Source organism: Natrinema sp. CBA1119 (assembly GCF_002572525.1).
GTDB lineage: Archaea > Halobacteriota > Halobacteria > Halobacteriales > Natrialbaceae > Natrinema.
In genome coordinates this window covers 994,263-1,006,242 of record NZ_PDBS01000001.1, presented here as the reverse complement: position 1 = coordinate 1,006,242, position 11,980 = coordinate 994,263, and the positions used below count along the sequence as shown (strand labels likewise).

The 11,980-nt window shown below is 66.3% G+C and carries 7 protein-coding genes, 1 tRNA gene and 1 other RNA gene; 6 read left to right on the top strand and 3 right to left on the bottom strand.

Translation table 11 applies throughout. The features are described 5' to 3' along the window. Positions 1-92 precede the first annotated feature (92 nt). The 3 genes from CP556_RS04930 to CP556_RS04920 all read left to right on the top strand — a co-directional run bounded on the left by CP556_RS04930 (position 93) and on the right by CP556_RS04920 (position 4,629). On the top strand, positions 93-1,793 hold the full coding sequence (locus CP556_RS04930; RefSeq protein WP_098724600.1) for an Hvo_1808 family surface protein: 1,701 nt from the start codon (positions 93-95) through the stop codon (positions 1,791-1,793). Between the two features lie 112 nt (positions 1,794-1,905). After that, positions 1,906-3,426, top strand: a complete 1,521-nt coding sequence (locus CP556_RS04925) for an Hvo_1808 family surface protein (protein ID WP_098724599.1) — start codon at positions 1,906-1,908, stop codon at positions 3,424-3,426. A gap of 30 nt (positions 3,427-3,456) precedes the next feature. Further along, complete coding sequence (locus tag CP556_RS04920) at positions 3,457-4,629, top strand: nicotinate phosphoribosyltransferase (protein WP_098724598.1); 1,173 nt, start codon at positions 3,457-3,459, stop codon at positions 4,627-4,629. Between the two features lie 212 nt (positions 4,630-4,841). On the opposite strand, the gene CP556_RS04915 is transcribed toward CP556_RS04920, so the two are convergent. Continuing rightward, complete coding sequence (locus CP556_RS04915; protein ID WP_098724597.1) at positions 4,842-5,444, bottom strand: TIGR00296 family protein; 603 nt, start codon at positions 5,442-5,444, stop codon at positions 4,842-4,844. 283 nt (positions 5,445-5,727) lie between these two features. Here CP556_RS04915 and rnpB point away from each other — a divergent pair. Beyond that, an RNA gene (rnpB, locus tag CP556_RS04910) (RNase P RNA component) lies at positions 5,728-6,171 on the top strand. A gap of 175 nt (positions 6,172-6,346) precedes the next feature. On the opposite strand, the gene CP556_RS04905 is transcribed toward rnpB, so the two are convergent. Both CP556_RS04905 and CP556_RS04900 read right to left on the bottom strand, forming a co-directional pair. After that, entirely contained in the window at positions 6,347-7,681 is a 1,335-nt protein-coding gene (locus tag CP556_RS04905) for a PQQ-like beta-propeller repeat protein (protein WP_176548123.1), read from the bottom strand. A gap of 1,034 nt (positions 7,682-8,715) precedes the next feature. After that, positions 8,716-8,788, bottom strand: a tRNA-Arg gene (locus CP556_RS04900). A 230-nt stretch (positions 8,789-9,018) separates the two neighbouring features. Between CP556_RS04900 and CP556_RS04895 the strand changes: the two genes are divergently transcribed. Together CP556_RS04895 and CP556_RS04890 are read left to right on the top strand one after the other, a co-directional pair. Next, on the top strand, positions 9,019-10,050 hold the full coding sequence (locus CP556_RS04895; protein ID WP_098724595.1) for a hypothetical protein: 1,032 nt from the start codon (positions 9,019-9,021) through the stop codon (positions 10,048-10,050). Between the two features lie 10 nt (positions 10,051-10,060). After that, positions 10,061-11,776, top strand: a complete 1,716-nt coding sequence (locus CP556_RS04890; RefSeq protein WP_218011952.1) for a GMC family oxidoreductase N-terminal domain-containing protein — start codon at positions 10,061-10,063, stop codon at positions 11,774-11,776. The last annotated feature ends 204 nt before the right edge of the window (positions 11,777-11,980 follow it).

Below are 11,980 nucleotides of genomic sequence, written 5' to 3'. Positions count from 1 at the left end.
CTCACCGTTCGCCACCGTTCGCCGCGGTTTCCGAGCGGTACAACCGTCGTGCTTTTTGCACTGCCATTCTAACGGATAGCTACTCACTTCAGATGCAACCGACGCGCACATGCTCGTCCGTCGCTTTGCTCGCGGTCGTTCTCGCTGTGATGACGGTGGCGGGCGGGCTCGCCGGCCCGCTGGTGGCGACCAGTTCGGCTGCGGCGTCCGATAGCGCGTCCGCCGCGGCTTTGGACGGCGCAACCACCGCGGCTCCCGACGGGGCGGCCGCCGCGACGACCGATCGGCCGTCGGTCCTCGAGTCGGCCACGGCCTCGAGCGCGGTGGCCGCGACGCAGGACGCCCGTCCCGAGAACCCCTCGACCGAGGACACCGTCGGCTACGTCGAGGGCTACTGGTACGACGACGAGTTGGCCGTCGACGGCCAGTCGAACGCGGTCGTCGCCGAGGACGAACTCGATCCCGTTCTCTATCGAGCGATGGCCCGCGTCGAGACGATCCGTAACATGACGTTCGCGGACGAGGTCGCCGTCGACGTCGTCTCCCGCGAGACCTACCGGCAGACCAACGAGGAGCGCTTCGCGAACTATACCGCGGCCGAACGACTCGAGCAGAACGTCGGCTACGAGGCGCTGTTCACGGTCGATCGGGAGACGGCGGCGGCCGACGCGACCGAGACGGTGTACGGCGGTGCCGTCAAGGGCTACTACGACCCCGAAACGGACGAGATCGTCATCGTCTCCGAGAACCCCGAGACGCCCGAACTGGACGAGTTGACGCTCGGCCACGAACTCGTCCACGCGCTGCAGGACCAGCGTTTCAACCTGTCGCAGCTCCACGGCTCGACGCAGGACGCGGAATTGGCCGGCAACGGGCTGGCCGAAGGCGACGCCAGTTGGGTCGAACGCGAGTACGAGGCGCGGTGTGGCTCCGAGTGGGACTGTCTCAGCCCCAGCGGCGGGGAACAGGCCGGAACCTTCGACGTCAACTGGGGCATCTACTTCGCCGTCTATCAGCCCTACAGCGACGGCCCCGACTACGTCGACCACCTGCGCCGGCAGGGTGAAGGCTGGTCGGCGGTCAATGCGGCCTACGACGACCCGCCCGCGACGACCTCGGCCGTGATCCACCCCGGTTCCGAGCGCGAGCCGATCGACGTCTCGGTCCCCGACCGCTCGAGCGGCGGCTGGCGACAGCTCACCGTCGACGGCGAGGTGGCGAACGACACCGTCGGCGAAGCGGGCATGGTCGCGATGTTCGCCGCCGACGCGATGGACGGGAGCCAATCGTCGGTGATCAGCGCTAGCGAACTCTTCGGCAGTGAGGACGGAAGCTACAACTACGACCATTCCGCTACCGACGGCTGGGCCGGCGACGAGCTGGTCGTCTACACCAGCGACGAGATCGACAACGAGACCGACTTCGCCGCCGCGGCTGGAGAGGCCGGCTACGTCTGGCGAACGAAGTGGCAGTCGGCCGGGGACTCCGAGGAGTTCCTCGACGGCTACCGCCGGCTACTCGACAACCACGGTTCCGAGGCGGTCGACGATCGCCAGGACACCTTCGTGATCGACGACGGCGGGTACGCCGGCGCGTACTACCTCGAGCAAAACGGAACGACGGTGACGATCGTCCGCGCCCCGTCGGTCGCAGAGCTGTCGAACGTCGAGGCCGGCGCGGCACCCGAAGCTGCTCCCGACCCCATTCCCGGGTTCGGTGTGACGGCCGCAGCGGGCGCGATCGGGCTCGCACTGCTCGGATCGGCGGCCTGGTTCGCCGTCGGCCGCCGCTGACAGTGACCGGGGGACCGAACGAGCCACGTACCGTCCTCGAAACTGACCGACACCGCATTTTCGCTGCCGCCCGATCGACGGCGCTTTCACGATCTCGCCGAACAGTGATCCAATGAACCGAGGCCGACTGTTCACCGTCGTCGCACTGGTCGTGCTCTCGGGCTGTGCACTTCCCGGCTCCCCCGACGGGTTCGACGCGGACCGCGAACTCGGGCACGTCGGCGAGTACGCCCACGACGACGTCTTCGAATTCGACGCGAGCGACGGCCTCACCGAGGCGCAACTCGAGGCCGTGAAACACCGCTCGATGGCCCGGATCGAGGTCGTCCGCGGGCTGAAATACGACCGCGATGTCGACCTCGAGGTGATGAGCCGCGCCGAGTACCGCGACCGGCGATCGGACGGGACCGGAAACGCGTCGGCGTTCGCCAACGAGATCTGGCGCGGGGCGTTCGTCGTCGACGGCGAGACGGACGTCAACCGGGCGTTCGACGATCTCTACGGGGATTCCATCCAGGGTTACTACGTGAACGACCGGATCGTCATTATCACCGACGACACCGACGAGATCCGGATCGACCGGCGGATCCTGGTCCACGAGCTGACCCACGCGCTGCAAGACCAGCACTTCGGTATCGCTCGCGAGAGCGAGACGATCGACGGGATCCGCGCCGAAAACGGCCTGCTCGAGGGCGAGGCGAGCGTCGTTCCCGGTCGGTACGATCGTCGGTGCGGGGACGAGTGGCAGTGTCTGCCAGCCGTACAGCCGCCGGCGACCGGGGGTGAAACGCTCGCCGATCTCCCGTTCAACGCCGGGCTCTTCCTCTCGATCTACGTGCCGTATGCGGAGGGGCCGCCGTTTGTTACTGACCTTCACGACCGCGGCGGTTGGGACGCCGTCGACGCCGCCCACGAGGCGCCGCCCCGGAGCACCGCCCAGCTGATCCACCCGGAGCGCTATCCGGCCACCGAGCCGGTCGATGTCTCGATCCCGGACCGCTCGAGCGACGAGTGGCGGCCGATCACGGACGGTGGAGACGGCGAGGCCCGGACGGAGACGATCGGCGAGGCCACGCTGTTCGCGACGCTCTGGGCGAACGGCGTGATCGAGCGCCCGCTCACCGAAGGGGCGACCGAGCGCTCGCAGTACAACTACTCCCATTCCGCGACGGCCGGCTGGGCCGGTGATAGCATCCGCGTCTACCAGCGGACGGACGAGTCGGATCGGACCGGCCACGTCTGGCGGCTCGCCTGGGAGAGCCGCGCCGACGCGGCTGCGTTCGGCGATGCGTACCGACAGCTCCTCGCGAACCGCGGGGCCGACCGGGTCGACACTGCTGGAAACGGTGTCTACCGGATCCCCGAGGGCGAGGCCTTCGAGGGGGCGTATCGCATTTCCGTCACCGGCGAGACGGTCGAAATCGTCGGCGCGCCGACCGTCGACGACCTCGAGGCGATTCACCCCGCCGAATCTGGCTCGACCCAACGCACGTCTGGGGCCGCCCTCGAGCCCACAGCGACCCTCGAGCCAGCAGGCATCTCCGAACCGACTCCAGTCGACGCGTCGCGACGGTCCGCATCGGCGTCGCCGGACGGGCCACCGAAGACGCCGCGCGCGCCGGCAGACGGGTAGCTTTTTTGTCTCCCGCGGGAAACCGGCGATATGTCAAATCCGTTCGGAACCGTCCCCGCGGCGGCGATTCTCGAGGGGGACGCGACTGATGCGTACTTCGAGCGCACGCGGGCGACGCTCGAGCACGCGGACAAGAACCCCCGCGTCGTCGCCGAAGTCACCGCCGATCAGTTCCCAACGGGGGAATTCGACGTCTTCACCGGCGTGAAAGACGTGGCAACGCTGTTCGAGGGGCGCGGCGTCGACGTCGATGCGCTTCCCGACGGCCAGCTGTTCGACGGCGGCCCCGTCCTCCGGATCGAGGGTTCCTACCTCGAGTTCGCCGAACTCGAGACCTCGCTGCTTGGCTTTCTGTCCCAGCCCAGCGGGTTCGCGACGGCCGCCCTCGAGGCCAGACTGGCGGCTCCCGAGTCGCTCGTCCTCTCCTTCGGCGCGCGCCACGTCCATCCCTCGATCGCGACGACGGTCGAGCGAGCCGCGTTGCTCGCGGGTCTCGACGGCTTCTCCCACGTCGCGGCGGGCGAGATTCTGGGTCGAGAGGCGGGCGGGACGATGCCCCACGCGCTCATGTTCTGCTTCGGCGAGGGCAACCAGGCCGAGGCGTGGACGGCGTTCGACGAAGCCGTCGGCGAGGAGGTGCCTCGGATCGCGCTGGTCGACACCTTCTGGGACGAGAAGAGCGAGAGCCTGCTGGCAGCCGAGACGCTCGGCGACGATCTCGACGGCGTTCGCATCGATACCACGAGTTCCCGGCGCGGCGACTTCCGGCACATCATCCGCGAAGTCCGCTGGGAACTCGACGCTCGCGGTCACGAGGACGTCGACATCTTCTGTAGCGGCGGCCTCAAGCCCGAAACCATCCGCCCGCTGCGCGACATCGCCGACGGCTTCGGCGTCGGCAGCCACATCACGGGTGCCGACTCGGTCGACTTCAGTCTCGATATCGTCGAAATAGAGGGCGACCCCATCTCCAAACGCGGCAAACTCTCCGGCGTCAAGGAAGTCTACCGGACCGCCGATGGCGGCCACCACGTCGCACTGGCCGACCGCGACGGCCCCGACGAGGGCGAGGCGCTGTTCGAGCCGCTGATTCGGGACGGCGAGATCGTCCGGGAGTTCAACCTCGAGGCGGCCAGCGAGCGGTGTCTGGCCGACGCCGAGGCAGTCGGCTTCGACCGGTCGACGCCCGCAGTCGATCGGTAGCCGATCGGCCGGCCCAGAACTCGAGCACGACTTTCACAGACTATCGCTGAACGAGCGGTCTACTCGAGTGGATACTCGAGGACCCGACCAATCGCCGCGATCGGTTGCGTGAATCAGCCGTCGCGATCGGATTGATGAGCGACTGACAGCACCGCCAGCCCTGGTGACAGGGCAATCGCTCGGCGGAGAAAATAACAGAACCGAGTCGTCCGTTACAGTTCTTCGATGCTTCCGTCGGCCTTCCGCTCGCGGAAGACCTGTCCTTCGAACAGCGTGACGATGACGTCGTCGTTCTGCCACGCGCCCGGCGAGAGCTTGGCTTTTCGGCAGGTTCGATCGAGATACTCGCGGGCGCTCCACTCGTTCTCGACCGGCACCGTCGGATACATCCAGCCGCCCTCGCCGCCGCCGTCGATGGCAACGCCGTGGGTGCCGAGCTCGAGATCGGCCAGCGGGTCGTCCGTCAGCAACACGTTCCTGACGGTACAGACCGAAACCGTCAGGTTCGGGAGCTCTGAGGGGCTCACCTCCGAGCCACAGGAGTCCTCGCTGGCGGCCTCGATCGCGGCGTCCACGATGACGTGGCCGAGCTGGTCGTCCGAGTGGTAGCCACCCGCACAGCCCCGCAGGCTCCCCCGGCCGCGGGTCGACTCGAGGCGGACGAACGCACCGGTCCGCTCGTAGAAGGCCTCGCGCATGCTGCCTGGTTGTTCTCGCTGCCCGTGTCGTACGTAGGAGTCGACGGATTCACGCGCGAGTTCGACCGCGCGCGCACCGTCCTCGTAGGAAAGGTCGACGCCCTGTCCCTGGGACATACAGATGGACAAGGGGATAGTCGTCCTAAAACGCTTCCATTCGTCACGGGCCGCTTTTCGTGTCTTCAACCGGGGGACTTATTCGATCGACGCCCCAAGAAACGGTGGGAGAGAGAGCCTGGCTGCCGCGATGGTCCCGCCGGCGACGGCGCGACCACCTGGCGTGGGCCGTCCCTCCGGGACGCCCCACGCTCATAACGTGGAGCGACTCGAGTCGGTCCACGCTCACAACGTGATCCATCCCTTCGGGATGCATCACGCTCTAACGTTGCCCGTCCCCCCCGGGACGCGCAACGCTCGCGAGGAAAGTCCCCCCACCCGTTCGGGCGGGTGACCGGACGCAAGTCCGGAGCGGGAGACCGCTGGCTCTGGAACAGAAACGACACGTCTCGGCCAGACCGATGATGCGTGCGAACCCGACCGAGAGGAAGGGGAGTTGACCCGCAGAGGGAGGGCGGTTCGGAGCGCCTTTGGCGCGAGAACCGCCGAGAGGCGAGCGGCGATAGCCGCGAGCCGCGCGTGGCCGCATATCGCTCGCGGTTTGAATCCGCGGATCACGCTCGGCGTGATCGACCACCACTGCTGGCCGAGGATCGATGGAACGGCGAATCCTCACCGGTGCAAGTCCGCGCCGTGGTAGCCCGAACACCCCGCGGCCTCGCCGCGGACGGCGCGGACGCTCAGCCGAATGCCGGGCCGAACAGAAGGGGGCTTACTCCTCTCACCCAGTTTCACCCTCGAGAGAGGGTACGCCGGCTCGAGGAAGTCGGGCTCGAGTGTTCTAACGGCACGTGCGGACCCCCGTCATTCCTCACCGTCAACTACTGCGGATCGCTTCCCGAAGCGGAGGCGCGATCGGTGCGGCTTCGGCCCCGCCGGGTTCGCCGAGGGGAACTCCCTCGCTACGATATCCAGCTCCACATCGCCCGTAGCATGTATCGGGTTCGCTGTTCTCCGTCGGTTTCTGGGTCGTCACTCTCGTTCTGGACATCGGTCTCTCCGCCATCTTCGGTGTTGTCCGATCCGGCCTGCACCTCATCCGTACTGTTCGAATTCGGACCGTCGGTTTCACTGCGTTCGTCGTCTCCCGTGTCTCCCTCCGCTTCCTCGTCTCCCTCGTCGCGTTCGCCCTCGTTTGCGCGAATCGTGGTCAGCCCGCCATCGTCGATGTAGATCGTTCTACCGGCGACCGCACACCCCCCTCCCACGAACGCGCTCTCCGTTCGCGAGAAGATCCACTGCTCGCTGCCGTCGTCGAGATCGAACGCGACGAGCGAGTTTTCGTACTCACCGCCCTGTAACCCGAAGCTGACGAGGACTGCGTTGCAGGCGATCACGGGATCGCCGATACTGTGCGAGTACTTCCCCACGGACCACCGCTCGTCGCCGCTCTCGAGGTCGATTGCGACGAGTTCGTATCCCGTGACGAAGACCAGCGTCTCCCCGCGGACGGCGAGTCGGCGGATCCCGCCGCTCCATCCCTCCTCGCGCTCGCCGGTCGTCGAATCGTAGGCGACGACCTCCTCTGACTCGGTTCGAACGAATACCCGCTCGTCGGTCGCCACGAGGTCGTACAGGTAATAATAATATGTATCGAGCGTCAGCCCCTGCTCGCCCGTCAGCGGATCGAGACCGACGATCGTTCCCGCTTCGGCGAGCACGAAGACGCACTCGTCGGTGGCCGCCACTCCCCCCTCGATCGTTCGGTCGACTTCGTTCTGTTCTTCCCAGGGATCGCCGATGGTCACGGTGACCGAGTCGCAACGCCAGTCGATCTCGCCGGTCTCACAGTCGATCGCGGACAGCCCGCCGTCGGCGGAGACATAGACCCGCTCGAACGCGACCGTCGGCGGCGAGACGGCGGGTTCGTCAGCGTCGGAATCGGTGGCGGCGTCAGAGACCGAGGTTTGCCATCGAACGTCCCCGTTTGCGGCATCGAGCGCGGTGACGCCCCGCTCGCCGCTCACGAAGACGGTCCCGTACGCGACCGTCGGCGGTTCGCTGGCACCGACGTCCTCGCTTCGCCACTCGAGTGACCCGTCGGCGGCATCGAGCGCGTGCACCGCCCCCTCCACCGGGAGATAGACGATACCGTCGTCGACGACCGGCAATCCCCCGGCGTCGGCCGTCCAGTCGACCTCGAGCGCGTCGAAATCGAACCCGTCGCCGAATCCGTGGTCGGAGCCGACCGCGGCCGTGTTTCCGTATCCGCCTCGAGCGGCGGACCAGCCTGCCACAGCCTCTGGTGGTTGCGGCGGGAGCTCACCTCCCGCGTCGGTCGTCGAAGCTGCACTCCCTGACCCCGCGAGTACGCCACTGGCTGCGATAGTCGTTGCACATCCCGTCAAGAATCGTCGTCTCGTGTTTTTGTGCACACATTTCTACGGTGCGGTAGCCGTCCTATATATTTTACAATTAAACCGATTCATATGGGAAACATACTATTTCATTCCGTTTCATTTCTGCAACAGTCACCGATCGTCGCCTGAGGGCGCCAACGCGTGCACTCAAAGCGTGCCGGGACGACTTCAGAGCCCATCAGCGTTACTTGTGCGCATCCGCGTGCGGGTGGAAGGGACGGTTGTGCTCACGAAAAAGGCAGGATACCCTCGTCACCGCCGATATGTAGGTGCTCTCAGTTCGCGACCGCGGCTATAGTAACAACTGCAGCTATTTACACACTGATCGCACAGTCCGCGGTTCTCGCTCGCGGTGCTCGCTCACGGCTCGCTTCGCTCGCCGTTCGCATTCCCGCGGTTCTCGCTCACTCCGTTCGCTCCGAACCGCGCTCGCTCCGAACCGCGCTACTGTCGTGCGAGCAGGTGTGCAGTGACTTGCAGTGGCTACTATCTCTCACAGAGCTTCGGCGAGAACGTCGCCGGACCGTTCGTCGCGACGAACTGATAGCCCGAGTTCTTCGATAGCAGACGCTCGCTGTTCCGTGGCGCTACCGTGCCACGTTCCACTCGCGATTTCGTATTGGAGAGAACCGTCCTGACGGAGTCTCACGCGAACGAAGTGAGCGTGAGGCACGTCAGGACCGAACGACGAAGCGAGTGCTGAGCAACGCGAAGCACTCGTTAGGAGTGAGCGTCTTGACGGAGATTTGAACACGGGAAGACGGTCGCTCCCTTCGGTCGCGCTGCGACTTCCCTGCTCAAATCTCCGGGGAGTTTCGCCGACACCAACCGCTCGCTGCTCACGGCTTCGCCGTTCGCTTTTCGTGGCGCTAACGCGCCACGCGTCGCTCGCGGTTTGGTGTCGGCAGAAACGTCCTGACGGAGATTTGAACTCCGGTCCCTGGCTCCGCAAGCCAAGAGGATAGTCCACTACCCTACCAGGACTCATCTCTTCGTAACTGCGTGGACATTAAAGCCCTTTCGAAAGGCTCCCGTTGCCGCCCCGGACTTTCGTGGCCGTTGTGGCGTCAATTACGGCTCCTCGAGACGGTCGCCGGTCTCAAACCGTCGTCCTCTCTCGGACGTGTCAGCTGGTATCTTGCGACCCATTGAATGTTATTTTATGACTCCACATGGAAATATTTAATTGGGTGGATGTTGGCGTCGGAAGTAGAATGACAGGCGAGGACGATACTGACGAGACGGTCTCCCGCCGGTCGGTACTCGGCGGAATCGGCGGTGCCGGTGTCGCGTCGCTATCGGGGCTACCGGCGGTAACCGCACAGGATTCGACCGGTCTCGAGGATCTCGAGGCGGACCCGCACACGCGGGACACGTTCCGCGCAGTCGTCGACGCGATCGTCCCGGAAACACCGGCGCTAGCCGACGAACTCGGTCCAGAACACGAACCAGGCGGGCTGGCCGTCGACCTCGAGCGATTCCTGATCTGGAACTACAACAACGCCGATGAGATGCGAGCGGAGGGGCTCTCGTGGCAGGTCGCGCGGGCGCTCAGCATCGATCATGGCGAGGAGGATCTCAAAACGATCGTCGATGACGTTCGCAGCGACCACTCGCAGTCGACCCGTAAGCGGCTCGACCGGCTCGGGCTGACCGACGTCGACGCCGTATTCGGGGCGCTCCGACGGATCGGAATCGGCGTCGGTTACACCGGCTCCGAGACGGGGCCGGTGACGGTCGGATACGCGATCGAGACCGCGGAGACGTCCGTCGCGGACCACTCGGTGAACTATCCGTACGCACCGGTGTTCGCGGCCTGTTTCGACGGTATCGCACTCGAATTCGTCGCGCAGGACCGACACGAGGACAACGTCGGTCCCGACTCGGCGTTCACCGCGGGCGGTACGTTCTCCTGGTTGTCGCGACGGGACCGCCTCCGGTGCTTCGAGTGGCTCTCCGGGGGCGCCCCGGTTGCCGTCCGCGAGGCCGAGCTCTCGGAACTCGTCGCGGCTCCGGAGACGCTCCCGGGCGTCGTCATGACGACGCACATCCTCACGGCGCTTGGCTACTACAGCGAGTGGGCCGGCTACGGAGAGACCAAAACCGCACCGCCGTCCCAGCGCGCACTCGAGACGCCAGTCGATCAGGTACAGAGTCGACGACAGACCGGGTATCCCGGCCCGGCACCGGGGTACGCCGGCCATCGCGGCTTCGAAGTGAGCGAATTTCGGGAGAACGACTACTGAGGCGATAGAGATGATACACGATCCAGACGTCATCGTCATCGGCGCGGGCGGCGACGGACCGGCACTGGCCTGGCGGCTCGGCCAGCACGATATCGACGTTCTCGTTCTCGAGGCGGGGCCGTGGCACGGCAACGAGAATTGGCAGAACCCGCACGACGAGTCCGGCGGTACGGCGAGTTCGGACCCCGCCGATCTGAGCGGCCCGCTGATGGACGAGCAACTCGATCGACGCGAGAACGCGACGAACGACTCCAACGGCGGGAAGTTCCGGTTCGGTCCCGCGGATCGCGACCGATCGGCGTGGGACCGATCGACGGACCGGCCCATGTACATCTCCCAGCTCGCCGGCGTCGGCGGGACGACGCTGCATTACTTCGGCAACCACCCGCGGGCGTACCCCTTCGCGTTCCGAGCGCAGGACCACTGGCCGATCGACTACGAGGAACTGGTGCCCTACTACCAGGTGAACGAGGAGATCTGTGACGTCCACCCGGCGCCGACGACCGCGAAGGAGGCGGTGTTCTTCGAAGGTGCGAAGGAAGCGGGTCACGACCTCCTCGACCAGTTGAACGTCACGGAAGCGGGCTACCGACCGCAGCCAAACGCCGTCTCCCAGCCGGACGAGAGGCTCCGCGACCCCGACTACGACGGGCCGTTCACCTACCCCCACGTCGAGGGCGATACCCTTGCCGGCGACCACTATCAGGGCGCGCCCACGCCGCTCGAGGCGCCGGTCGCGGAGAAATCCCGGAAATCGAGCAACGTGAGTTTCGTTCCCCGCGCGCTCGAGACGAGCAACGTGACGATCCGACCCAACACGTTCGTTACGAACGTGCGAACGCAGTCGTTCGCGGGGAGTCTCGAAGCGATCGGCGTCGAGTACCGCGACACGTGGTCCGGCGAGACCGGCTCGATCGACGCGGACGCGGTCGTGATGGCCGCCGGCTGCATCGAGACCCCGCGGTTGTGGCTCAACTCCGGCCTGCCGGACAACGGCTGGGTCGGCGCGGGACTGACCACACACTGGTTCGACTTCGTCGTCGGTTCCTTCGACAGCGACACGCTCGAGGAACTGACCGGGCAGCGGACGATCGATCCCTACGTCGGCCACAACGCGGCCGCGCGGTACGACGAGCCGGGGGTCGGCTGCTTCGAGATGGTCGGCGGGACGCCGGGAATCGCCGCCTTCCAGAGCTACTCGTTCAGTCGGGCGGGTTACGCCTTCGACGCCGACGTCGAACCGGACGCGCCGTGGGATAGCCGCGGCCGGCTCGCCGGCGAGGAGCTCAAACGACGGATGGCCGACTACCGGCGGACGCTGGCAATCTTGATCCTCACCGACGACCTGCCGCGGCAGGAAAACGGCGTCTCGGTCGACGAGGAGACCGTCGACGAGCACGGACCGGTCGCCGACGTCTCGTGGGATCCCCATCCCGACGACTCCGCGAAGCGCGATCGGCTCGCGACGACCGCCGCGGAACTCCTGCAGGCCGCCGGCGCCGAGCACGTCCACCGCGCCGACGCGCCGCCGCTGTTGTTGCACATGCAGAGTTCGATGCGGATGGGGAAAGTCGTCGACGAGAACTGCGAGGCAGACGACGTCGATCGGCTGTTCGTCGGCGACCACAGCGCGCTCGCGAACGGCCTCGGCGGGCCGAACCCGACGAACACCGGACAGGCGCTGGCGATCCGGACGGCGGACCGGATCAACGCGCTGTACTTCTAATCGTCCGTCCCGTCTTCGAAGCATCCATCGTGCTCGTCTCGAGATCGGTCGGCTTCGGAGCGGGCTTCGGTCCCGTTGGAGAGCGGACCGCATGCGGCACGTTCGATCGCTCAGCCGGCCGCAGGTCCGCAGGTGAACTGCTGGCGTTCCGTCTACCGGCGGATTTGACCGCCAGCCGTCCTGCAATAGCTGTCGGCGATGATC